This window comes from Paenibacillus sp. FSL P2-0121 (assembly GCF_037975345.1).
Taxonomy (GTDB): Bacteria; Bacillota; Bacilli; order Paenibacillales; family Paenibacillaceae; genus Paenibacillus_AQ; species Paenibacillus_AQ odorifer.
The window spans coordinates 949,861-974,730 of sequence record NZ_CP150245.1; the positions used below are offsets into that span (position 1 = coordinate 949,861).

Below are 24,870 nucleotides of genomic sequence, written 5' to 3' on the forward strand. Positions count from 1 at the left end.
AACGTATATAGTCGATAGAATGTTGCGCTGGGTACTTACTCCGGATACTTTACCCATATTTTTGCGGAAATATGATATTCACATGAATTCATGCAAAGATCTTCCTCTCTTAGCTTGCGCAATGGTTGGTTATACTGTTACTGTAAGATAGATAGTTTTTAATAGAAGGGGATTGAACGGAATGATCGAAGAACTGAACAATGAACTACCGGAGAATTATGAGGAATTAAAGAAAGCTGCCAACCGCTCTGCGGATTGGAGAGCGCGTCTAGAAGCAGTTGAAGAGCTGGGACAGACCAACCACAAACAAATTATCGATATCCTGACGCGTTTAATGGAGAGCGATCCTGTATATACAGTTCAAGAAGCTGCTTACCTTAAGCTGAAGGCTTTTGGTGAAGACGTTAAGGTGCCATCGAAGAACAAGCCTGAACTAGTTAAAGGCGTATCCAAGATCCTGCTGAGAATTAAAAAGAGCCTGCCAAGAGATCATTCTTACGAGGACTTCAAAGAGAAGCTGAAGAAGATGAGAGTTGACGTGTACGACGCTTATGAAGGTGAAAAAGGCGCTGACTTCGATACGTGGCTGATGAAGATGTGGACTTCCGCAAATAAGTAAAGGATGACAATATGCACACCAATAAATTGACAGAACAATTTCAAGAATACCTTAAGCTGTCCGCAGAATTACGCCCTGATTATATTGCCAGCTTGGGCAAGGGTGGTAACGAAGCAAAGATTACGGCTGTTTTGCCGGAGACTCCTGAACTGCTGAAAGCTATTTATAGCACTGTCTCAGGGACAAGCAGTGAGGAAGAGGAAGCAAGCCTTATCGAATTTATTCCAGGGTACCGCCTGATTCATATGGATGAATATGAAGAGGAGATGAAGGTATTAGCTGGGATATTGGAGGAAAAAGGTCAACATCCTGATGGAGTTATCTTGCCTATCTTAACGAACTATGGCAGTGATTTCATTTGTTATTATAAGTCTGCTGAGGGTGTGGAACAGGTATGTGACCTGCTCCATGATTTCGGCGATTTAATTGTGATGTATGATTCGCCCGATAAATTCCTGGAGACCTTATGCGAGTTCTACAAGCAGGAGGTTTATTTCCTGGATGAAGAGGGCTACCTCGATTGCGATTTAGTATTAGAAGGCGAAGTTGGCGCGGCGTTGAACCCGGATGCGAAATATTGGTCCGAGTAACGGCCTGATGCCAAATAAACAAGAGCAGCAGTCCATTATGGATTGCTGCTCTTGTTTATTTTTTAATAAGGTGAATTTTATATGGCTATGTTTATTCCTGCGCAGCTTGGTTCTCCTGCTCACGAAGCTCTACTCGCCGTATTTTACCGGAGGTCGTCTTCGGAAGATCCTGAATAAACTCGATTTTGCGCGGATATTTATAAGGGGCTGTCCACTCTTTAACATGGGATTGCAGCTCTTTTACAAGCTCTGGTGAACCAACAATCTCATCCTTAAGCACGATAAATGCTTTAACAATGTGCCCACGGATTTCGTCTGGACTGGCAACGACCGCACATTCCTTAACGCAGGTATGCTTCATCAATGCTTCTTCTACCTCGAAAGGACCGATAGTATAACCTGAGCTAATGATGATGTCATCCCCACGACCCTCGAACCAGAAATAACCATCTTCATCCTTCTTTGCCCGGTCGCCGGTTATGAAGAATTCGCCGTGTGTGGAGCTTTCTTTTCTACCGGGATCTTTGTAATAAGTGTGGAACAGGGCTGGCATACTCAAATGTACGGCAATATCACCAACCACTCCAGCAGGCAGTGGCTTGCCGTCTTCGTCCACAACCTCGACTAAGCCGGGAGCGATTGATTTACCCATAGAACCAATGCGTATTGGAGTATCTTTGAGTGTTCCGATAATTAGGGTGCTTTCCGTCTGGCCGTACCCATCACGGATTGTGATATCGAACTCACGCTGAAAGGTGTTAATGACCTCTTGATTTAATGGCTCTCCGGCAGATACTGCACAGCGCAGGGTAGACAAGTCGTAACGACCTAAGTCTTCTGTTTTAGCCATTAGACGATATTCCGTTGGGGTGCAGCATAATACTTGAATTTTGTGATCCTGCAATAGCTGCAAATATTTTTTGGGATGAAAGGATCCACTATATACAAAACCTGTAGCTCCGTTGCCAAGAACGGTTAAGAAGGGACTCCAGATCCACTTTTGCCAGCCGGGAGCTGCTGTTGCCCAGACGGTGTCAGATCCTTGAATATCCAGCCATTGAGGTGAGGTGATCCGCAAGTGAGCATAACCCCAGCCGTGACTATGAACGACCGCTTTAGGGTTGCCAGTGGTACCTGAGGTGTAGGCGAGAATAGCCATATCATCCCGGCGGCTTGCGACTGCTGTGAAGGTCTCTGGTTGTCCAACCATCAGACTTTCTAGATCCAGCCAGCCTTCACCGAGTTCGTCTGAGCTTCCAGATACGGAAAGACGGTAATCGAGAGCAGGAAGATCCTCTGAGATTTTATTCACTTCCCCGGTTACTTCGGACCAAGCAATAACGGCTCTGGCTTCAGAATGGCGCAGGCGGTAGGATAAATCTTTGGCACGCAGCATTTCTGAGGATGGAATGATGGCAAGTCCTTGTTTCAGACAAGCTAAATAGATGACATAAGCGATGATGCGGCGTGGAACCATAACAAGAACACGATCCCCTTGTTGCAGCCCAAGCTTCGCAAGTCCTCCGGCCAGCCGGTTAGCTTGTTTGCGTAATTCACCGTAAGTAATTTCCTCATAATCTCCTTGCTCATTTAACCACTTAAGCGCAATCTTCTCAGGAGCATGGCTTTCCATTTCCGAAGTGAGATTGTAGAACTCAGGTGCGATCCATTGCTGATTATCCAATATGAACCTCTCCTATATCAAACAAGATGTGTATAACTGTTCTATTTAGTATATCACGTTATCCTAGTACCAGGTACTAGTACCTTGAGTTCTTAATGAATTTCGGGTTAAGATAATATGTGTAAGGTAAACTTATAATAGACCACAAATCCAGAAAGTGAGAACTTATGTTATGAATCACACAACTTTTGATGAAATATTCGCTATTATGGAAGCCTCATTTCCTACTTCTGAGATCAGAACCTTTGAGGGACAACAGGAGTTATTGGACGTTCCAGATTATCGTCTCATTACCGAGATGAATTCTGAGGGTAAAATTGTTGCTTTCATGGCCTGCTGGGAGTTCCCCGGCTTTCGTTTTGTAGAACATATAGCAGTCGACCCGAGCATCAGAGGTGGAGGAATTGGCAAAAAGCTGATGACTGAATACATCAGTCTATCTAACAAGCCTGTCCTTTTGGAAGTTGAGCGGCCACTGGGTGAAATGGAGCAGCGGAGAATCGGCTTTTATGAGCGGCTGGGCTTTCATTTGAACCCTTACGATTATGTGCAGCCTCCTTTGCGTGAAGGAAATGAAGATTTACCACTCTTAATTATGACTTACCCTAACCCTGTTGATGAAGAAGAATTCCAACTTTATAGAGAAATTTTATATTCAGAAGTGTATAAGGTTACAACTCCGTATCAAGGTTAAAGCCCTCAGCAATCCGTTAAATCCTTATGGGATAAGCGGGTTGCTGTTTTTCTTATACAAACCAGAGCTCCAGATGAATAGTTTCTTTACAAATTGGGTACAAGTTAAATACAACTTAGAGACATATTCCTTTAAAACTTGAGCTAAAGTAAAAACCGAGATTGATCTTCTAAGGAGGCATAACATATGAAAAGTAAAAAGTTCATTATAGCAACGATGGTATTTGGGATGGCAATTACAGGTTCGGCTGGTGTGTACGCAGGAACTAAGCTGCAAAAAATCACAGCATACCTCAATCACAGCATTGGATTTAAAGTGAATGGTGCAGCTTATACGCCTGTTGATAATAAAGGTAACACATTAGCTCCGATTACTTATAACAATACAACCTATCTTCCTGTACGTGCCTTGGCTGATGTGTTGAAGGTGCCAGTGACTTTTGATGCGGCAGCGAATCAGGTCATTCTGGGTACTGGAACTGTGGTGCCGGATAAAGATACATTAACACCAGTACAGTACAGCAACGCTCAAAAAGAACAAATTTCTAAAGCTTTTGCAAATTTCGATGGGTTTAAAACGGTTTATGCACCAGCACAAATGGTGAGTGGAGACGCTTTTCAAAAAGCAGCTAGCTCTGAAGATGGAGTGTACTTTTTGTTCGACCATATGAGGGTGAACGTTTCTCCACGTGACTACTCCTATGATTACAAAGGCGATGCCGTAAAGCTTTCCAATGGTACAGAAGCTAAGTGGTACAGCCCTACCAGCGATTCATTGTTTTTGACCTATAAACTGGATGATCGTTTTGTGACGATTAGTTCTCCAGACAAGGCTTTGAGCAAGGCGCAATTAGAGAAGGTAGCAGTGAATGTGGTGAAATGGAGTAAATAACTCCTTTAAAAGCAAAGCTCAATTTACAAAAAGTAAAGCAGCAAGTCACTCCGATCCGGGAGGGCTTGCTGCTTTTTTTGTTTTCGTGTCTGCGTGTTCTATTTACTGTGCTGTTTATTAGGCAGCTTTTGGCTTGGTGTTCCTTTACCGTGATTCTGTTTGTTCTTTTCTGCTTTCTTCTGGGTGTCGTGTACTTTGTCTACAAAAGCTTGAGTATCGTCCATGTTTGTCCTCCTTGATCATAACCTTGCCGTTACTGTAACCACTTTTGCCTGATTAAATACACAAGCCGTTTTTACAAACTAGTGGATCAATCCGTACATTGTGAAAATATTTAGTAGTTACTATGAATGGATGCAAGCATTTCATAATAACAGTAAGGGAGACTGATTATGAACAGGTTATTAAAACAAGCAGTATCCATGACACTAGCCTTCGTTATGGTACTGGGACTTACATTTACAGGAATGCCAGCTTTTGCAGAAGACAGCAATGAGGATGCTGGATTACTGCAATTACAAACGCTAGAGCCAATAACACTACTGGCGGGCAATTCTACATGGAAATATCTAGATAACGGAACGGATCAAGGTTCGGTATGGCGGTCTGTTTACGATGATTCTACATGGGCATCAGGCCAAGCGCCGCTTGGTTATAAAGATTCTGGAGCCGGAGTCAGCAGCAAGCAATTTGGTGCTCTGAATACAAATATAAGCTACGGCACGGATAAAAAGAAGAAATATCGTACTTCCTATTTCCGGACAAATGTAACTGTGAATAAGGAAGAAATTACGAAATCGGATAAAGTATTAGGTAATTTTGCATTTGATGACGGAATAGTGCTGTATCTGAATGGTGCAGAAATCTACCGCGAGGCTATGCCAGCTGGTGAAATCGACTATCAGACACTTAGTACAACTAATGGCAGTGATCCAAATGAGTATACAAAGGTTGACCTAACGGAAATCGTAAAAGCCAATCTGAAGGATGGAAGTAATGAGCTTTCAGCTGAAGTTCACCAGACGGGCGACACTAGCTCTGACCTTTATTGGGATATGAGCCTGATTGCTTATCCTGTAGTGGAGACAGTAGAACCCGGAGTTGGGAAGCCTGATTCTATCGCAATTACTTTTAATGGCAACCCGCAGACTAGTATGGGATTCAACTGGTATGCACCTGAAAGTGTGACTGGCACCAAACTGGAAGTAGTAGAAGCTTCTAAATTGGAGAATGGCCAGTTTCCTGCGGCAGGCGCTCAATCTTATGAAGGGACATCCGTTACAACTAGTGTGTATATGACAAAAGCGGATAAATCAGCTAAAAAACCAGTTGTGCTAACCAGCCATAAGGTAATAGCGGATCATCTGCAGCCGGGAACGGAATATGCTTACCGTGCTGGGGATGGACAAGCTGATAACTGGAGCGACGTAGGAACTTTTAAGACAGAAGGTTCCAGTAATCAGGCTTATAAATTCTTATATACAACGGATTCCCAAGGAACAACTGAAGAAGATTTTGATATCTGGAATCATACCCTTCAAGAAGGATTAGCTAAATTCCCGGAAAGTGAGTTTATCCTGAATTCTGGTGATTTGGTGGATAACGGTGATATTGAGGAGCAATGGGGATGGTTTTTCAATAAGCCTAAGGATATTTTAGCGAATATTCCGTTGGTTCCTTTGGTAGGCAACCATGAAAGTAAAAATTATAGCAATTATAGCTCTCATTTTAATTTGCCGAACGTATCGAATACAGGTGCGAAACCTGATGGTTCTGTATATTCTTTTGACTACGGTTCAGCACACTTTATGGTAATTAATACAGAATATTATGGTGCAAGCTCAAATCTTGAGAATAACGAAATTTACAATAAACAAGTGGAGTGGCTTCGTAGCGAAGCGGCAAAAAGCAATCAGAAATGGAAGGTTGTGCTTCTGCATAAATCTCCTTATTCCGTTGCCAATCACACCAATGATACAGATGTACTTTTTTACAGAGTGCAATTAACGAAGGTATTTGACGAGCTTGGCATTGACATGGTAATTGGCGGGCATGACCACACCTTTGCTAGAAGCTATCAGATGTACAACAACAAGCCATTGACGGATATTGTTCCGGACTCAAACGGAGTAGTAACTGATCCTAAGGGTACTTTATACCTGATTACAAATGCAGCGGGCAACAAGAAATACAACGTAGCTTCAGGAACATTCCCGTTTGCAGCTAAATACGGACAGCCTGGTAAGGAAATGTTCACGGGGATGACGGTAACGAATGATGAGCTTTCTTACGAAGCCTACACCACAACAACTGGTGGTTCTACAGACTTGTATGATAACTACAGCATTCATAAATCGGAAGTAGCAGTTAAACCTGTGCAAAATGCAAAGGCTACTGCAGCAGATGGTGGTAAAATAACGTTGACTTGGGATGCGCCAGCTTCCGGTGCACCAGTGTCTGGATATCGTATTTATGAGCAAAATGATCTGGTATCGGCAAATTGGACGGTCAGTGTTCCTAATGAAGAAGGTAAAGCTTCTTATACTTACACTGTAGAAAATACTAATCCAAACCAAACCTATCAATTTGTTATCAAAGCTGTAAGTGACAGAACAAATTCAGAAGCTGCTATCGCTTCAACGGATTGGATTAAAAAAGTTACAGTTACCTTTAATGGCGACCCAGTGAGTGCAAAAGGCTTCACTTGGTACACAGCGTTGAAGTCTACTGGAAACGATCTGCAGGTTGTAGAAAATACGGGCGTTACTCCAGACTTTGCTAAGGCTGCTGAGTTTACAGGACGTTCGGCGGTTTCCAGAAATTCAAAGGATGAATTAGTTCATAAAGCGGAAGCTTCTGGCCTGAAAGCTGATACAAAATACTACTTCCGTGTAGGTGATAAAGCACTAGGCCTGTGGAGTACAGTGGGAACTTTTGAAACTGCCGCTAAGACAGGAGCATTTACTTTCATCGATTTGGCTGATACACAGGCTAAGACCGAAGATGAAGCGATTCTTTCCGGTGAAACGATGGCAAAAGCACTTACGACGTTCCCGAATGCTGAGTTTGTGGCGATTAACGGAGATATCGTGGATACCGGAACTAATGAATCCCAATGGAATTGGTTGCTTGGTCATTCGCAAGACACCCTGCTTAACACGACAATCGTGCCAGTGGCAGGGAATCATGAGGATAAGGCAAATGCCTTCTATGAGCACTACAATATTAAGGAAGCACCGGGCTCCGCAACAGAAACAGGAGCTTATTATTCCTATGACTACAGCAATGCTCACTTTGTAGTCCTGAATACAAATGAGAATTCCGATGAATTTGCTAACTTCAGTCAAGCACAGTTGGATTGGATGAAGGCTGACGTAAAAGCAGCGAAAGCTGCTGGTGCGAAATGGATTATCGTAGCTATGCATAAAGGTCCATACACAACCTCTAACCATGCTACTGACAAAGACATTATGGGTACAAATGGAGAAAGAGCGAAGGTTGCTCCAATGATGGCTGAACTGGGCATTGACTTGGTTCTTCAAGGCCACGACCATATTTATGCCCGGACCAAGCCAATTAAAGCTGATGGAACTGCGGCAGACACAGTGAAGATCAAGGAAAGCTTCAATGGTCAAACTGTAGAGTACACAGTAAATCCAGATGGAACGATCTATCTGATCCCGGCTACAGCGGGAGCGAAGGTTTACTACAAGAACATGAAACCAGAATTGGGAGATGCGTATTATAATCTCTTCGAAGTAGCAAATGAGAATACAGCAGCTAAATACGGACCGGATCCAAGTGATGCTACGCGTCCCAAACGCGGTCAAGTTCAGACCTTTGTAGGTATTACTGTAGATGCTGGTAAATTAACAGCTGTATCTTATGAGATCGATCAGAATATTAATGATGCTAAACCATACGTTCTGGAAGAGTTCGGTATTATTAAGGAAGCAGATCCTGAAGTAAACCCAACACCAGAACCGACAACAACGCCGACAACGGAACCAACAACAGCGCCGACAACGGAACCAACAACAGCGCCGACAACGGAACCAACAACAGCGCCGACAACGGAACCGACAACGGCGCCAACGACAGCACCAACAACAGGATCATCAACAGGACCAGTGGCAACAACAAAACCGACAGCAACGCCAACGCCAACAGTAGCACCAACAGCTACACCAGCACCAACAACGGTGCCTACACCAACCGCAACACCAGTAGTCAAACCATCATTGACGGATACTGGCAGCCATTGGGCAGCAGCGGCTATTGAGAAAGCAGTAGCAGGGGGCTTCGTTAGTGGTTATCCGGATAATACTTTCCGTCCTAATCAGAAAGTAAATCGGGTTGAATTTATCACTATGCTGGCTCGTGCCCTGCAATTGCCAGACAGTGGTAGTACTTCAAGCTTTAAAGATTCAGCGAAGATTCCGGCATGGGCTAAGTCTTTTGTAGCTCAGGCAGTAGCTTTGCAAATTATCAGCGGCTATGATGATGGTACCTTCCGTCCTACGCAGGAGCTTACTCGCACTGAATTAGCAGTTATGGTTGTTAGGGCTCTGGGTATTACAGTAGATCCAAAAGCGACCTTAACCTTCAATGATGCTAAGGATGTACCCGCATGGGCAGTACCTTATATTGCGGCAGCAGCAGAAGTGGGCATTGTGAATGGCATAGGACAAAATCGTTTCGCACCTAACCAGGTAGCGTCCCGGGCCGAAGCAGTAACAATCATTCTGAACCTGCTGGAGAAGCAAGGAAAGTAACTAAATCGGATGGTTTGAAAAAAGATTGCCTCAAGGTCATCGTTGATGACGGAGAGGCAATCTTTTTTTTCGTAGCTGGGTAGTGTGAGGGAGGAAGCGATACGGTGGTGTGGCGGAAAAGAGAGGCAAAAGTGCCTCAGAAATGAGCGAATGCAGCGGATTGGCGTGAAAGAGAGGCAAAAGTGCCTTTGATCTGAGTAAATGAGGCGGATGGGTGTGAAAGAGAGGCAAAAGTGCCTCAGAAATGAGCGAATACGGCGGATGGGCGTGAAAGAGAGGCAAAAATGCCTTTGATTGGAGTGAATGAGGCGGAGTGGCGTAAAAGAGAGGCAAAAGTGCCTTTGATTTGAGCGAATACGGCGGAGTTGCAGTAAAGAGAGGCAAAAGTGCCTCAGAAATGAGCGAATGCGGTGGATTGGCATGAAAGAGAGGCAAAAGTGCCTCTGAAATGAGCGATTGCGGCGGATTAGCGTGAAAGAGAGGCAAAAGTGCCTTTGAAATGAGTGAATTCGGAGGAGTGTTGCGAAAGAGAGGCAAAAGTGCCTCAGAAATGAGCGAATGCGGTGGATGGGCGTGAAAGAGAGGCAAAAGTGCCTTTGAAATGAGTGAATGCGGCGGAGTGGCGGAGATAAGAGGCAAAAGAGACCACGCTCCTTCATCCTCTTTATATTTTCAACCAACATATGTTTAACGACCCACTCATTGCCAGGATATCGAGCCCTGATAGCACGATAATCTTTAATTTATCCAGCATATCTTTAATTTTGCGGCTATTTGTAAGGAAAGATCTGGGTTAGATTAGGGTGGACTAATCAAAGTAAGGCAGGAGGGTTGCCGACAAAATTGAATGCGCTTGCACGATCGGGGTTGAATACAGAATGTGCTTGCACGAATGTGGTTGGATACAGAATCTGTAGGCAGAAGAGAGTAGAAGTAGAAGAAGAAGAAGTAGAAGTAGAAGTAGAAGTAGAAGAGGGTAGGAGCAGCAGAGGGACGGGACAACAGAAGTAATCTACTTGCTGTTCGGCGACATAGTGAGACACATTACGCTTCATGGATGAGAGTAACCGAAACAACTACAGGACGAGGAGAGTGGAAAATGAACCTTCACACCGGTAAAAAGGCGCGTCGTAAGCTGACATCAGCTGTTCTGGCGGCAGCTTTGCTAGTTTCAGGACTTCCCCTAACGGCTTACGCCGGCGATACGTGGCCTTTTACAGGAGACAGTGCGCCGGGTGCCAATCAGCCTAATGTACATGGATATACGAGCAGCCATATTGCGAACTGGAGTCCGGCAACCGATCCGGATGCAGAGCTGTTGAGATCGCGGGTGCCGCTGCAGAAGCGGAATGCCCCATTTGCTGCAACCCAAGCTAACCCAGCGCTTAGCGCAGATACACAGATGATCAACGTTGCTGGCGACTACGGGAATGCTTTTATTGAGAACGCGCCGTATACGAACAAGTTTGCGCAGTATCATTTTAACTTTTGGCAATATATCGATTACTACTCCTACTGGCATGGTACAGCGACTGCGTATACCCCGCCGGAATATTATGATGAATTGGCCCAGAAGGACTGGCAGCAAAAATGGTTCGAATTCGGCATGCTGAACATCCCGAACCCTACCTACACCGATGCAGCGCATAAGAACGGCGTGTTGTCATTGGCGGGGATCTTTTTTTCCAATAATGACCGTGGACAGCAGACGTACAAACAAATGATAGTTAAAGATGAGAATGGTAATTTTCCGGTGGCGGATAAACTGATCGAGATGGCCGGGTATTTCGGGTTTGACGGTTATTTTGTAAATCAGGAAGAGATGAATCCGAATGTAGCGACCCAGGATATCCCCGATTACATCGCGTTTATGAAGGTGCTGCAAGAGGGCGGCCTGTATGTACAGTGGTACGACTCGCTGAACACCAATACCGGTGCTAATACGTTCGCCCGGACGATTAATGATACCAATATCTCCTTTTTAGTGGATAAAAGCACCAAGGAACCCGTCTCCAATTCGTTTTTCTTCGACTACGGGGCTGGCAATACACAGATTACCAACGCGGCTAGTTACTTAAGCAATCTGAATGCCAGTCTGGGAACAAGCTACAACTTGTTTGAGGTTGGTTTTGCAGGGCTGGAAGCAGGCCGTGACCGGTTCAAGTCCGTTAACGGAACAGCGTTGATGAACAAGCTGGACAGCAATGGCTTGCCACGGCTCAGCTTGGCTACACTCGGTGCGGACTTTGTTCATGCCGGTCTGGATGAGGACATGAACCTGTCTTACCCGGTCTCGCACAGATCCGAAAATGACTACCAATGGATGACAAAACTGCGTGAGCAGCTATGGTGGTCAGGCCCGAACGTGGACCCTAAGAATACGGTCAAATCGGCAACCAATACCGTTGCCGATGTTTATGCCGACAACCGTTACTGGCCGGGAATCTCGTCCGTCATTGCGGAGCGTTCGGTGATTAAGGACAAGAACTTTTACACCAATTTTAACACTGGACAGGGCTTGTCCTATTCCGTGAACGGTGAAGTATCGAACCCGGATGAGTGGTCTAATATGAGCCTGCAGGATATTCCAGTGACTTGGCAGTGGTGGCAGGATACTGCTGGCAATAAGCTTACTGTAGATTTTGATTATGGACCGGAGTACAACCTTGCGAGTACAAACCGTTACAACTATGAGCAGATCGGTGCGTATAACGGTGGCAGTTCACTGGTGGTGAACGGCAATCTGAATGCGAAGAACTTCTTGCGTCTGTACAAAACAGAGCTGGAGGTCAATGGCAACTCCAAGCTGTCGATCAGCTTCAACAAGCCATCTGCCACAGATGCTTCGGCGATGGCAGTAGGACTCATCCTGGCTGATGATCCGAATACCGTCGTAGAGGTCGCTGTTCCAAACAGTGGTCAGCACTCGGACGGTTGGTTGACAAAGGAGCTGGACCTCAGTGCATACGCGGGTCATAATATTGCAGCCCTTGGACTGGTCTTCGATCCCGGGCAAGGAACAGCGTCCACCTACCAGATGAACGTCGGACAGCTGCGCGTTTATGACGGGTCTGCCGTAAAGCCCGCAGCTCCTGCGGAATTAGCAGTTGCGGAAGCTTTTACAGATACAGGTGAGATGGTTGTGAAGTGGAAGCTAGATCCCGATTACACTAAGATCAAGCAATATAATGTGTACGTGAATGATGTATTTATGGGCGGCAAATACGATGAGGTGTTCTACCTGAAGCATCTCCCGGTGAAATCCGGAACCCTTAAAGTGGTTGCAGTGGGTGCGGATGGAGTGGAGGGTGAAGTGGCAACGCTGGCTTTTGATCTGGATGCGGCGGTTTCCGGAGTGAAGGTGGATTCAAGCGCGGACGGGGAGTTGACAGTGAACTGGACGAACTCCGCCCAAGCTTCCGGTGACATTACCGTTCGAGTGCAGTCTTTGAATTGGATTACGACATCCGAACCGGTGTCACAGCAAGTGGTTGTCCCGGCAGGTGCAAGCACTGCGCTGTTCACGGGGATGCCGGTAAACGGCGATGATTACATTGTCACCGTTACCGCAGGCAACACTGATCCCGTCTCGGTTAGCGGCCGGTTCATCGACACGGTCGCGGAACCTTACGCGGAAGAATGGTCCTGGACGGACGGTAAGCTGAATCTGCCGATGCCGAATACCAGAGACTGGCGGTATATGTATGTGTATGAGGATGGGAATGCAAAATCTTTTGCCACAACGTATAGCTCTGGCAATAAGCCGATGATTATCCGTGGACGGACAACTAAGGCGAGCTTAAGCTTCACCTCGTTGGCAAAAGTTGTGCATGTGGTGATGGAGGATTATGCAGGCAACCGCTCCAAACCTGTCTATCTGAAAGGAAGCTATCCCGTTCTCTTTGATGCTAATGGGGGTGAACCAGCAAATACTGTGGCCGAGGCTGTGTATGGCACTTTGCTGATGGAGCCTACAGGCATTGCCAGAGAGGGTTATGACCTGGAAGGCTGGTACATTGGAGAAGGAGAAGATGCGCGAAGATGGAATTTTGCCGAAGATCTAATAACCGGTGAGCTGAACTTGCAGGCGAAGTGGGCCTTGCAAGCTCCAAAGGTGCAGATCGTAGGGGAAGGTTCCTTCCGTGAAAATACGTCCGCGACACTAACGGCAGTTGCCACTGGCGCTGGGCAGCTGACTTATGCCTGGTATGCGGACACAGGCAGCGGTTATGGAGATGCGTTGGGAGTGTCCGCCTCCTATACTATCCCTGCTTTGACTACCGGGATGGATGGCAATAAGTACAAGGTCATCGTCACCAATGAATCTGGTGACAGCAGTGAAGCAGAGTACACAATTAACTTAACTCCGGCTGAAGCACCATGGGAAGCGCCTGATTTCATAACCGATCTTCCTTCTGCACTTGATGTCATTACTGGTGAAGAAGTGAAGCTGTTCGTACAGATCCGCGGGGATGTGGAATCGGTTCGCTGGGAGACGAAGGCAGCAACCGCAGAGGAATGGACTGTGGCGGAGAGCGTGACTTCGGCGGTATACGCATTTACTGCTTCTGAAGCAGACAGCGGTATGCAGTTCCGTGTGGTTCTGACTGGAAAAGAGGGAACGGAGCCTTCAACAAGAACCGGTAATGAACTTACGGTGACAGTACATCCGGCACCCGATGCGCCAATTATCACCTCTAATAGTGTAGATAAGAATCCGGCAGTTGTAGGTGATAAGGTGTCTTTTGCCGTAGTAGCTTCTGCAGTTTATGGCGAGTTAAGCTACCAATGGTTGAAAGACGGGCAGGCCATTGAAGGTGCTGTGGAGCGTAATTATACGATTCCTTCTGCAAAAGAAACAGACAGCGGCGAGTACACGGCCGTAGTCACCAACACCAAAATACTGAATGGTCACCCTTATACGGCTGTTCAAAAGAGCGGAATTATTAATTTCAAGGTCCACAATACTCCTGTATCTACACCGCAGCCGACATCGGCTCCAGGGACAGGTACGGGAACTGGTGGGATGACTCCGGCAGCGACAGCAACGCCGCTTCCAAGTCCTACTAGCACAACTTTGACAGTTCCAGCAAGTGCACTCAGTACATCTACTGAGAACGGCAAAGTGACGGTAAAGGTGCCGGCAGGCGTTACAGCTATCGAGCTGCCTGTGAATGCAGGTGAATTGCTCGGGATCCATCAACTTGAATTGGCTGCCTCGGGAACCACACTTGGTATTGCGCCGGAATTGCTGGTGCAATTGAAGGCTCTGCTTAATGAAGCCCAAGCTTCAGGCGGCAAGATTCTGGTGAAGCTCAGCCCGGAGACTTTGAACATGAGCACACTGAAAGCAGAGCGTGGGGTGGTCTTGCGGGGTACGGGTATGACGTTTGATCTGAGCATCATCGCGGGGAATGGCACATCTAGCCGTCTTCCAAGCTTCAGCAAACCAGTAACCTTACAATGGAATGCAACAAATACGGATTATAATACTAATTTGCTTGGTTTATATGCTATTGCTGAAGGAGGTTCGCTTACCTATCTCGGCGGAGTGTACGCGAATGGCTTCCTGCAAGGGGAGTTTAGCGGAACAGGCAGGCTGGCTGTGCTGGAGTACAATAAATCCTTCGCTGATGTTCCGTCTACTCACTGGGCTGCGGACACTATCCGCCAGCTGGCGGCTAAACATCTGGTACAAGGCACTTCCGAAAATGGATTTGAACCCGCCCGCAGGATTACAAGAGCGGAATTTGTGAAGCTGCTGGCTGGCGTGCTGGGACTGCAAGATCAGGCGGAATTGAAATTTAGTGATGTGCCTTCTGGTGTCTGGTATGAGCAGGACCTGGCGCGTCTGGTCCGGGCAGGTATTGTAGGCGGACGCACTGCTGAGCACTTCGATCCGAGTGCGAACATCAGCCGCCAGGAGATTGTCACTATGCTAATGCGTGCCTATGTACTGGAGCATGGAGCGCTTCAGTCATCGGCCCCGGCAACATTCACCGATTCCGGTGAGGTAGCAGCCTGGGCGGCAGACAGCGTGAATGCTGCTTCATCACTGGGTCTGGTGAATGGCCGCACGGACGGGAAGTTTGTTCCCGGTGGCTTGGCGACCCGTGCCGAGGCTGCGCAGTTCATCTTGAATTACATCCGGTAGATTATATAGCCTCACCACGGTCTGCCCAAGGAGCCCTTTGCTCCATGGGCAGACTGTCTTTGCTTGGCGGAGGATTGCAAGCTTTTACCAGCCACAGGCAGGAAGCACCTCATGCTATACTTTATTCATAATGACAAGCAGCGAAGCTTAGTCTTCCCCCTGCTGTAGGAGGTTGCTGATGTTTCCGGGGAAATTGTACAGAAAGTATCTGAAGAATAATCTGTTTATGAAAATCATCCTGCTCTTCTCAGTCATTGCCGTGGTCACCATTATCACCTTCTCCTACCTGATGTTCTTGCTCATGTCTCAGGCTGTAGTGCAGCGGCAGATGGAGATTCAGAAACGTACCGTGGAGAGCATCAACAGCTATATTGAGCAGAAATATGACTCTGTACAGTCTATGATGCGGGACGTGTACCGGGACACGGAGCTGACTGCTAATACGTCGTATTTGCTGGAGCATCCGTATGAAGATTACGTGAGGTACCGGCTGGACCGCTATTTCAACGAAAGTAATGCTACGACGGATACCGTGCAGTTTTTTCGCAATCAAGTTGAAGATGATCCTGATATCCGCAGTTTAATGCTCTACAGTGCAGCTGAGCAGCAGTTGTATGTCTATAACGACCAAGGCAAATTTCAGATTATTTCCACTAATGCAGCCCACTCTTTTGTACCGGATGCGCTGTATCTGGAGGAGGAAGGCAGTGTCACCGCTCCAAACACTTGGGTCAGTCAGGCGATCTCATCTCCGGAGGGGCCGATGTTTACGGTTCGTACCCCGGTCAATAACAAGATATCACTGCGCAACATTGGTCAGCTTCTAGTCTATTTTGATGCCAGCGAGGTCTGGGGGAGTATGGGCAATTATAAGGATGACTTCAAGGGAAAGATTCTGGTGCTGGCAGCGGATGGGGATGTGTTATTTGATACCTCGGGCACCTATTATGGAAAGCGCTATCCTTATCCCGAGCAGATGAATTCTGCTTATACAGATGGTGAAGAAGTCGGCGGGATGATCATTACTAAGCAGACTCACACCCAAGGCGGATTTACTGTGTTGAGTGCTGTACCTAAGCAGGAATTAGCCGCCACCTATAGGGGATTGCGGAACATGATCTTCATTATCTGCTTGATCTGCCTGTTGTTTGCGATTATTACGCCCACTTTATTTATCAATAATTTTGCCAGACGGACTCATAAAATTATCAAGTTCACCCGCAAAGTGAAAAACGGTGACCTGGATGCCCGGATTACCGATGTCAGAGAAGACGAGCTGGGGCAGATCTCCAAGAGCTTCAACGATATGCTGAATGAGCTGAATCTTCATATAGACCGTGTGTTCAAGGCTGAAATCAAGCAAAAACATACCGAAATCGCCGCGCTTGAAGCCAGGGTAAACCCACATTTTCTCTACAATACCTTGGAGGTGATCCGGATGAGGGCAATCTCTCAAGGAGCTTCAGATGTCGGGGAGATGATCTACAGCTTGTCGGTGTTGTTCAAAAGCTATGTTCACCAGAAACCCAAGCATACGATGAAGGATGAACTAGAGGCCTGCCGTTTATATCTGGAGCTGTTCCGCATCCGTTATAAGGATAAATTCTCTTATACAATGGAATGCGGGAAAGAGCTTACCGGAAGAGTTGTACTCAAAATGTCGCTGCAGCCTATCATTGAAAACTACATTCTACATGGGATGCGCGTGGACAAGAATGATAATCACATCAGTGTGGCTGTGGCCAAGGATGGCCAATATTTGCGTGCGGTAGTTACAGACAATGGGCGGGGGATTGCGCCGGACAGATTGGTCCAGCTCAAAGAAGGTCTTTTGCAGCCAGATGAACAATCGGAATCATTCGGCCTGCGCAGTATTCATGAACGTTTGAAGCTGCTTTATGGCAGTGAGTATGGCATTGAATTACAAAGCGAAGCGGGTACCGGCACAACCGTGACTGTGTATTTTCCCGATCTGGGAGAGGATGATCCAAACCATGTATAAAATTTTCATTGTGGACGACGAGCCTTTTATTATCGAAGGATTATATGACATTGTGGATTGGGCAGCACTGGGGATGGAGATTGTCGGCCACGCCGAGAACGGACAGGAAGCGCTAGAGTCGTTGCGGTTTGTTCCAGCGGATATTCTGATTACGGATATTTCCATGCCGCTGATGAACGGGCTGGATCTGATCCGGGCCGTACGGGAGATTCAGCCGGAGATCAAAGTTGTTATCCTCAGCGGCTATGATGAGTTCGGTTATCTTAAGGAAGGAATGGCGCTCGGCATTGAAAATTATCTGCTCAAGCCTATTAATTTGCAAGAGTTCCGGGCAACATTAGTGACTGCCGCCGAGAAGCTGGGTGTCTCCCGTCAAGAGAGTCAATTCAATGCGCATAGTATTTCCATTCTGCGCGATAATGTGATGTACCGCTGGCTGCGGTGCCAGATTGGGCCTAAGGAATTCAGTGAACGGACTGATTTTCTGGGACTTAGACTAGATAAGCCGCTGGTGCAGGTAGCCCTGCTTCGCCCTGAACAGGACGCTGCCGAGCTATTTCAGGCGGTGGAAGAGGTTGTAGGCGGTAACCCGTCTTTGATTGCATTCCGGGATATGGATGGAGATACCGTGCTGCTGCATCTGCTTAGTGAGTATCAGCAGGGTAAAGAAGCGGTGGAAAGGCTTCATGCGCAGCTGCTGTTATCCCTAACTGGCGGTCCGCCAATGCGTCTGTCCGTAGGAACGGTGGAGGAGATGGAGGAGGCGGCGGCTCAGAGTTATGCCCATGCAAAGATGACTCAGGAATATTTCATGCTGTTTCCAGAGCGGAATTTGCTGCATTATGAGGAAGTTCAGGACAGGCATGAGGTTGCCGTCCAAGGCATGCCGCTGAATTGGGAAGATGATCTCAAGCTGATTATGGCGAAGGATAAGGAAGCGCTGCTGGTGCGGATCCAGGATCATTTTGAGCAGCTGCGGCGGATGGAGGGGATTACACCTGTGCTGCTGCAAGGCATTGCCATGGAATGGTTGATCCGCTTCAAGATGCAGCTGCAGGAGATTCGTCATGTGGAAGAACCGGAGCTTTTCGCAGACGGTTTTGGCCTCATTCGCTCTACAGTTTCCATAAATGAACTGACTCAGATTATTCAGGAAGCCGCTACCATTACGGTAGACGCCTTAGTTCGGGACGTAAAGAGTCCAGTCGTGCAGCAGGTGCTGAATTATATCCATGAGTCCTACAATGAAGATGTGTCACTGAAGACCCTCGGTGCCCAATACCATATTCACCCGGTGTATTTGGGACAGCTGTTCCATAAAGAGGTGAATGAGTCATTCACCGAATATATCAATAAATACCGGATTGAGAAGGCGAAGGAGCTGCTGCGGAATACCTCACTTAAAGTTCATGAAATCGCTCTCAAAGTAGGCTATTGGGAGACCGGCTATTTTTACAAACAATTTAAGAAGCATGTCGGGATATCTCCTACGGAGTACAAAGGGCTTGTCTAGCGGACCGCCGCTGCAAGCTTTTTCTTTATTTTCTACATGATTTATTTAGTTTAGCTTCTGTTTGAAAATGCTTTCATAAATTACAGTAAAGATAGTCCTTGAAGGAGAAAGCTGCTGGTTTAATTCCGGATTAGGCCAGCGATCTTGAGGTAAACAAAGGGGAGGTTATACAGGAATGGGCAACAACAAAAGAAAAAGGTTTTCCCTGTTACTGACATCACTTATGGCATTCTCGCTTGCGCTCAGCGCATGTGGCGGCGATTCAAACAACGCGGCAACTAACAGTTCAGGAGCGGGCGGCGACGGTGCATCATCCGAGAAACCAGTCGAACTGATCTGGTACACGATCGGCGGACCGCAGAAGGATCTGGACCGTGTCGTGGAAGAAGTCAATAAGTACACTAAAGAGAAGATAAATGTCACCCTGAAGATGAATATGATTGATTTTGGTGATTATACACAAAAAATGCAGGTCAAAGTAGCCGCTGGCGAACCCATGGACATTCTCTTTACGTGCTCCTGGGCGTTCGATTATGTGCAAAATGCCCGCAAAGGCGCTTTTATGGAATTGGACAGCCTGCTTAATGAATATGGAAAAGGCATCGTAGACACGATTGATCCGGCGTTCCTGGAAGGCTCCAAGGTAGATGGACATAATTATGCCGTACCTGCCAACAAAGAGCTTCCGGCGCAAGAAGTTTGGCGCTTTAATAAAGAGCTGCTCGACAAATATAACCTCGACATTTCCGGGGTGAACACAATGGAAAGCATTGAACCACTGCTGAAGACGATCAAAGAGAATGAACCGGGCATCACGCCTTACGCTATGGTGAAGGATTTCATGCCAGTGCTGCCGTTCGACTACATCATTGAAAAGATGCCAATGGCTGTTTATATGGACACGAAGGATTACAAGATCGTGAATATTCTGGAAACACCAGAACTCAAAAGCACTCTTGAAACCGTTCGCAAATATTACAAGGCAGGTTATATCTCGCCGGAAGTAGCAACTACAACTTCGGTGGATGATCTCTACAAATCTTCCAACTGGTTCATGGATCGTGCAGCTACCCAGCCGATGGCGGACAATCTGTGGTCGGCAAGCTACGGCTATCCTGTAGTTTCTACGCCAGCTGGCAAACCTTACATCTACAACTGGTCCGTTATGGGTTCGATGCAAGCTATCTCGGCTAACTCCGCATATCCGGAGAAAGCGATGGAGTTCCTGAACCTGCTCAACACCGATCCGGTGCTGCGCAATATGATTGACTCCGGAATCGAAGGCGTGCACTACGAGAAGACTGGTGAGAATTCCATGAAGAACCTGGATGAATCCAAGAACTATGACATGCCAACCTTCTCGCTGGGCAATATCATGATCAACTATTTGAACGAGGGTGACCCTGAGAACAAATGGGAAGAGTTCAAAAAGTTTAATGAATCCGGTGTAAATGCACCGCTGCTTGGTTTTAACTTCGACACTTCCAAGGTGACTACTGAAATCGCTGCGGTTCAGAACGTAAAAGAAGAATACTGGTCACCACTGATGACTGGAACCGTTGATCCTGACGAGTATCTACCGAAAGCTATTGAGAAATTCAAGGCAGCTGGTTTGGACAAAATTATCGCTGAAGCGCAATCGCAAATTGATGCCTGGAAAGCGTCCAACAACAAGTAAAACATCAACGTAAGAGAAGATCGGGGCAGGGGCGTGGCCTCTGACCCGGTCTTTTTTTGAAATATAAGGACATACAGGAGGGATCTAAGTGTGAAGACAATCAGCGGATTTATAAAAAATATTATGAATAACAAGATTATGCTGCTCATGGTTTTACCAGGTGCGCTTTGGTTTCTCTTTTTCTCTTACCTGCCGATGATAGGGACGATTATTGCTTTCAAGGAATACCGCTTTAGCCGCGACGGCTTCTGGGCGAGTATTATCAACAGCAAATGGGTGGGGCTAGACAACTTCAAGTTTTTGTTTACCACCAATGACGCGTACATCATTACCCGCAACACCTTGCTCTACAATGGAGCGTTTATCCTGCTTGGCTTGATCTTGTCGGTTCTGATGGCGATTGTGCTGTCCGAGATTGTGAACAAGAAGCTGGCCAAAGTGTATCAGACCGGCATGTTCCTGCCCTACTTCCTGTCATGGGTCGTTGTCGGCTATTTTGCATTTAGTTTCCTGAGCTCCGAACGCGGGATGCTGAACCAGATCATGGGCTTTTTTGGCGCAGAGTCAATTCAGTGGTACTCGGAAAAAGCCTACTGGCCGTTCATCCTGATCCTAGTCTATCTGTGGAAAGCAGTTGGTTACAACAGCGTAGTTTATCTCGCAGCTATTATGGGGATCGACAAGTCGCTGTATGAAGCGGCGATGATCGACGGAGCTAGTAAGTTCCAACAGATTCGCAATATTACACTGCCGTTGCTGAGTCCAATTATCACGATCATGACCCTGCTGGCCATCGGTAAAATCTTCTACGCCGACTTCGGTCTCTTTTACCAGGTGCCTCGTAATTCCGGTACGCTCTACAGTGTCACGAATGTTATTGATACCTATGTCTATCAAGGCCTCAAAACAACGGGTGAGATTGGTATGAGCACTGCCGCAGGTCTGTATCAATCGGTTGTCGGCTTTACGCTAGTGATGACCTCTAACTATATTGTCCGCAAATACAACAAGGATAGCGCTTTGTTCTAGAACCTCATGAAAGGAGTGGGCCATATGTCTTCCATTACTAAGACTAAAAAAGAACGTGATTTCCACCATCTCTCGACGCCCTGGAATATCACTTTTAATCTGATAGCCGGCATCTTTGCGTTTCTGTGCGTGTTTCCGTTTCTGTTCGTCGTGATCATCTCCTTCACCGATGAGGTGGCGCTGGCGCGGGATGGCTATAAGCTGATTCCGGCAAAATGGAGTCTCGGCGCATACCGTTATGTGTTTGAATCCGGAGATATGCTGCTGCGTTCTTATGGTGTGACGATTTTTGTAACGGTGATAGGGACGATTATCAGCCTTTTGTTTATCGCTTTTTATGCGTATGCCATTTCCCGGAAAAGCTTCCGTTACCGCAATTTTTTCTCGTTCTTCGCGTTTTTTACCATGCTGTTCAACGGTGGACTTGTGCCGACTTATATTATCGTTACGCAGTTTCTAAGCCTGAAGGATACGATCTGGGCGCTGATTTTGCCGCTGGCGGTGAATGCTTTTTACATTATGATTCTGCGCACCTTCTACAGCACGAGTGTGCCTGATGCCATTATCGAATCCGGCAAAATCGACGGGGCGGGCGAGTTCCGTATCTTCCTGAAATTGGTGTTGCCTTTATCACTGCCCGGTCTGGCTACGATTGCTTTGTTCAGCACCCTCGGCTATTGGAATGACTGGTTCAATGCGCTGCTGTACATCGACAACCCGAATTTAGTCCCGCTGCAATCGATGCTGATGCGGATCGAGACCAGTATGCAGTTTATTTTGCAGAACTCCCAGAACAGTTCGCTCAGTCTGGAAGCTCTTCGCTCCATGCCGCAGGATACATCGCGGATGGCGATGGTCGTGCTGGCGACAGGACCGATTATTTTTGCCTATCCGTTCTTCCAGCGTTATTTCATTCAAGGTCTTACCGTAGGGGCTGTTAAGGAATGAGTTATACAAACCCGAATTTACCTGCTGAAGAACGGGCGGAGCATCTGCTCGGACTGATGACTTTGGAAGAGAAGGCCGGTCAGCTGATTCAGCCTTTTGGCTGGCAGGCCTATGAACATAGAGACGGTAAGATGACCTTGACAGAAAGCTTCAAGGAGAAGGTTGCCGGGGGCGGCGTTGGTTCGCTTTACGGGATGTTGCGCGCTGACCCGTGGACCGGTGTGACGCTGGCTACTGGCCTGTCTCCGCGTGAAGGTGCGGAAGCGGTGAATACGCTCCAGCGGTATGTGCTGGAGCATTCGCGGCTGGGCATTCCGGTATTGATCGGCGAGGAATGCTCGCATGGCCACATGGCGATCGGGGCCACCGTATTCCCGGTGCCCCTGTCGCTCGGCAGCTCCTGGAATGTGGAGCTGTATCGTGAGGTCTGCCGCGCCGTAGCGCTGGAGACACGCAGTCAGGGCGGCGCGGTTACGTATTCGCCGGTGCTGGATGTGGTGCGCGATCCCCGCTGGGGCCGCACCGAGGAGTGCTTCGGCGAGGACGCTTACCTGATCAGCGAGATGGCGGTTGCGGCTGTTGAAGGTCTGCAGGGGGAATCCTTGCAGAGCGGCGGCAGCGTGGGGGCTACGCTGAAGCATTTTGTGGGATACGGTAGCTCAGAAGGCGGCCGGAATGCCGGGCCTGTGCACATGGGCTGGCGTGAACTGCTGGAAGTGGATCTGCTGCCCTTCAAAAAAGCGGTCGAAGCGGGTGCAGTCTCCATTATGCCTGCTTATAACGAAATAGACGGCGTGCCTTGCACGACAAATACAGAGCTACTAGAGGATATACTCCGCGAAGCATGGGGGTTTGAGGGTCTAATCATTACCGACTGCGGAGCTATAGAGATGCTGGCCTCTGGCCATGATGTGGCTGAAGATGGCATGGATGCAGCAGTGCAGTCACTGGAAGCCGGCATCGACATGGAGATGTCCGGGGAAATGTACGGCAAATACCTGGTGGATGCCGTTCGTGAAGGCAAGCTGGACCCGGCACTGCTGGATCGGGCGGTCCGCCGTGTGTTGACGCTCAAGTTCAGGCTGGGCCTGTTCGAGCAGCCATTCGCTGATCCCGATGCGGCTGAACGCGTCATCGGCAGCAAAGCGCATCAAGAGCTGGCCCGGCAAGTGGCGGGCGAGAGCATCATCCTGCTGAAAAATGAAGCAGGTGTGCTGCCATTGTCCAAGACCGCCGGCACGATCGCCGTCATTGGCCCTAACGCCGATGCCGGGTATAACCAGCTCGGCGATTATACCTCACCGCAGCCTCCGGCTAAGGTAGCGACCGTGCTCAGCGGCATCCGCAGCAAGCTGGCTGCAGAGCCGGAGCGGGTGCTCTATGCACCGGGCTGCCGGATCAAAGGCGATTCGCGCGAAGGTTTTGAAGCCGCGCTCGCTTGTGCAGAGCAGGCTGATACCGTTGTTATGGTCGTCGGCGGCTCCAGTGCACGCGATTTCGGGGAAGGCAGTATCGATCTCAAGACAGGCGCGTCCAAGGTGACGGAGAATGCCTGGAATGATATGGACTGCGGCGAAGGCATTGACCGGGTGTCATTGACCCTGTCGGGAGTGCAGCTGGAACTGATCCAGCAGGTTCATCAGCTCGGCAAACCTGTGATCGTTGTTTATATTAACGGCCGTCCGGTGAGTGAGCCTTGGATTGACGAGCATGTACATGCCATTCTGGAAGCCTGGTATCCAGGCCAAGAAGGCGGGCACGCTGTTGCGGATATCCTGTTCGGCGATGTGAACCCGTCCGGGAAGCTGACTGTATCCGTGCCGAAGCATGTGGGCCAGCTCCCGGTCTATTACAACGGTAAACGTTCCCGTGGCAAAAGATATCTGGAGGCCGATTCCCAGCCTCAATATCCGTTCGGCTTCGGGCTTAGCTACACTGAATTTACGTACTCCGGGTTGAAGGTGGAGCCGGAAGTAATTGCGGCTGGGGAGACGGCTACAGTTTCCGTGGACGTTCAGAATACAGGAGACCGTGAGGGCGCAGAGGTGGTGCAACTGTATATTTCCGATGTCGCCAGTAAGGTCACCCGTCCTGCCAGGGAATTGAAGGCTTTTGACAAAATCAAGTTGGCTCCGGGTGAGAAGCAAACCGTGTTGTTCACGGTAGGGTCGGAGCAATTGCAATATATCGGACCGGATTTAAGACCTGTTGTAGAGCCAGGAGCGTTTAAAGTGCTGGTGGGTAAGCATGTAAATGATACACTGAGCACCGATTTGACGGTGAGGGGGTAAAG

The 24,870-nt window shown here is 47.9% G+C and carries 15 protein-coding genes; 13 read left to right on the forward strand and 2 right to left on the reverse strand.

Annotated features, from left to right (window positions below; translation table 11 throughout):
* The first annotated feature begins 181 nt into the window (after positions 1-181).
* Together MKY54_RS04055 and MKY54_RS04060 are read left to right on the forward strand one after the other, a co-directional pair.
* A complete protein-coding gene (locus MKY54_RS04055) occupies positions 182-619 on the forward strand; it encodes a HEAT repeat domain-containing protein (RefSeq protein WP_036684913.1) in 438 nt (145 codons plus the stop codon).
* Positions 620-630: 11 nt separating this feature from the next.
* The gene (locus MKY54_RS04060; RefSeq protein ID WP_339189628.1) at positions 631-1,209 is read left to right on the forward strand and encodes an SMI1/KNR4 family protein; all 579 of its coding nucleotides are present in this window, start codon (positions 631-633) and stop codon (positions 1,207-1,209) included.
* Positions 1,210-1,300: 91 nt separating this feature from the next.
* Here the strand turns inward: MKY54_RS04060 and MKY54_RS04065 are convergent, their stop codons facing one another.
* Positions 1,301-2,896 carry an AMP-binding protein gene (locus MKY54_RS04065; protein ID WP_339191114.1) on the reverse strand — a complete coding sequence of 532 codons (1,596 nt, stop codon included), beginning with the start codon at positions 2,894-2,896 and terminating at the stop codon, positions 1,301-1,303.
* 169 nt (positions 2,897-3,065) lie between these two features.
* Here MKY54_RS04065 and MKY54_RS04070 point away from each other — a divergent pair, with 169 nt between their 5' ends.
* Together MKY54_RS04070 and MKY54_RS04075 are read left to right on the forward strand one after the other, a co-directional pair.
* A complete protein-coding gene (locus MKY54_RS04070; protein WP_036684918.1) occupies positions 3,066-3,587 on the forward strand; it encodes a GNAT family N-acetyltransferase in 522 nt (173 codons plus the stop codon).
* 186 nt (positions 3,588-3,773) lie between these two features.
* The gene (locus MKY54_RS04075) at positions 3,774-4,478 is read left to right on the forward strand and encodes a hypothetical protein (protein ID WP_076185077.1); all 705 of its coding nucleotides are present in this window, start codon (positions 3,774-3,776) and stop codon (positions 4,476-4,478) included.
* A 98-nt stretch (positions 4,479-4,576) separates the two neighbouring features.
* On the opposite strand, the gene MKY54_RS04080 is transcribed toward MKY54_RS04075, so the two are convergent.
* Positions 4,577-4,702 carry a DUF4023 domain-containing protein gene (locus MKY54_RS04080; protein WP_051491363.1) on the reverse strand — a complete coding sequence of 42 codons (126 nt, stop codon included), beginning with the start codon at positions 4,700-4,702 and terminating at the stop codon, positions 4,577-4,579.
* A 168-nt stretch (positions 4,703-4,870) separates the two neighbouring features.
* Here MKY54_RS04080 and MKY54_RS04085 point away from each other — a divergent pair, with 168 nt between their 5' ends.
* The 9 genes from MKY54_RS04085 (at position 4,871) to MKY54_RS04125 (ending at position 24,868) form a co-directional block, all read left to right on the forward strand.
* Positions 4,871-9,253 (forward strand): S-layer homology domain-containing protein, encoded by a 4,383-nt coding sequence (locus tag MKY54_RS04085; protein ID WP_339189630.1) that lies wholly within the window; start codon positions 4,871-4,873, stop codon positions 9,251-9,253.
* Between the two features lie 831 nt (positions 9,254-10,084).
* On the forward strand, positions 10,085-10,264 hold the full coding sequence (locus tag MKY54_RS04090) for a hypothetical protein (RefSeq protein WP_339189632.1): 180 nt from the start codon (positions 10,085-10,087) through the stop codon (positions 10,262-10,264).
* Positions 10,265-10,352: 88 nt separating this feature from the next.
* Entirely contained in the window at positions 10,353-15,407 is a 5,055-nt protein-coding gene (locus MKY54_RS04095; RefSeq protein ID WP_339189633.1) for an S-layer homology domain-containing protein, read from the forward strand.
* A gap of 178 nt (positions 15,408-15,585) precedes the next feature.
* Positions 15,586-17,409, forward strand: coding sequence for a sensor histidine kinase (locus MKY54_RS04100; RefSeq protein WP_076130102.1), 1,824 nt, complete (start codon positions 15,586-15,588; stop codon positions 17,407-17,409).
* Positions 17,402-18,922, forward strand: a complete 1,521-nt coding sequence (locus MKY54_RS04105) for a response regulator transcription factor (RefSeq protein WP_076105357.1) — start codon at positions 17,402-17,404, stop codon at positions 18,920-18,922. Before MKY54_RS04100 ends, MKY54_RS04105 begins: the two co-directional genes overlap by 8 nt.
* A gap of 175 nt (positions 18,923-19,097) precedes the next feature.
* Positions 19,098-20,600, forward strand: coding sequence for an ABC transporter substrate-binding protein (locus MKY54_RS04110; protein ID WP_076130103.1), 1,503 nt, complete (start codon positions 19,098-19,100; stop codon positions 20,598-20,600).
* Between the two features lie 99 nt (positions 20,601-20,699).
* Positions 20,700-21,629 (forward strand): ABC transporter permease subunit, encoded by a 930-nt coding sequence (locus MKY54_RS04115; protein WP_036684959.1) that lies wholly within the window; start codon positions 20,700-20,702, stop codon positions 21,627-21,629.
* A gap of 24 nt (positions 21,630-21,653) precedes the next feature.
* Entirely contained in the window at positions 21,654-22,577 is a 924-nt protein-coding gene (locus MKY54_RS04120; protein WP_036684927.1) for a carbohydrate ABC transporter permease, read from the forward strand.
* Complete coding sequence (locus MKY54_RS04125) at positions 22,574-24,868, forward strand: glycoside hydrolase family 3 N-terminal domain-containing protein (protein ID WP_076130104.1); 2,295 nt, start codon at positions 22,574-22,576, stop codon at positions 24,866-24,868. Before MKY54_RS04120 ends, MKY54_RS04125 begins: the two co-directional genes overlap by 4 nt.
* Positions 24,869-24,870 lie beyond the last annotated feature (2 nt).

Coding starts and splice junctions, on each gene's coding strand:
- MKY54_RS04055 (WP_036684913.1), top strand. CDS start 182: ATGATCGAAGAACTGAACAATGAACTACCGGAGAATTATGAGGAATTA.
- MKY54_RS04060 (WP_339189628.1), top strand. CDS start 631: ATGCACACCAATAAATTGACAGAACAATTTCAAGAATACCTTAAGCTG.
- MKY54_RS04070 (WP_036684918.1), top strand. CDS start 3,066: ATGAATCACACAACTTTTGATGAAATATTCGCTATTATGGAAGCCTCA.
- MKY54_RS04075 (WP_076185077.1), top strand. CDS start 3,774: ATGAAAAGTAAAAAGTTCATTATAGCAACGATGGTATTTGGGATGGCA.
- MKY54_RS04080 (WP_051491363.1), bottom strand. CDS start 4,702: ATGGACGATACTCAAGCTTTTGTAGACAAAGTACACGACACCCAGAAG.
- MKY54_RS04085 (WP_339189630.1), top strand. CDS start 4,871: ATGAACAGGTTATTAAAACAAGCAGTATCCATGACACTAGCCTTCGTT.
- MKY54_RS04095 (WP_339189633.1), top strand. CDS start 10,353: ATGAACCTTCACACCGGTAAAAAGGCGCGTCGTAAGCTGACATCAGCT.
- MKY54_RS04100 (WP_076130102.1), top strand. CDS start 15,586: ATGTTTCCGGGGAAATTGTACAGAAAGTATCTGAAGAATAATCTGTTT.
- MKY54_RS04105 (WP_076105357.1), top strand. CDS start 17,402: ATGTATAAAATTTTCATTGTGGACGACGAGCCTTTTATTATCGAAGGA.
- MKY54_RS04110 (WP_076130103.1), top strand. CDS start 19,098: ATGGGCAACAACAAAAGAAAAAGGTTTTCCCTGTTACTGACATCACTT.
- MKY54_RS04120 (WP_036684927.1), top strand. CDS start 21,654: ATGTCTTCCATTACTAAGACTAAAAAAGAACGTGATTTCCACCATCTC.
- MKY54_RS04125 (WP_076130104.1), top strand. CDS start 22,574: ATGAGTTATACAAACCCGAATTTACCTGCTGAAGAACGGGCGGAGCAT.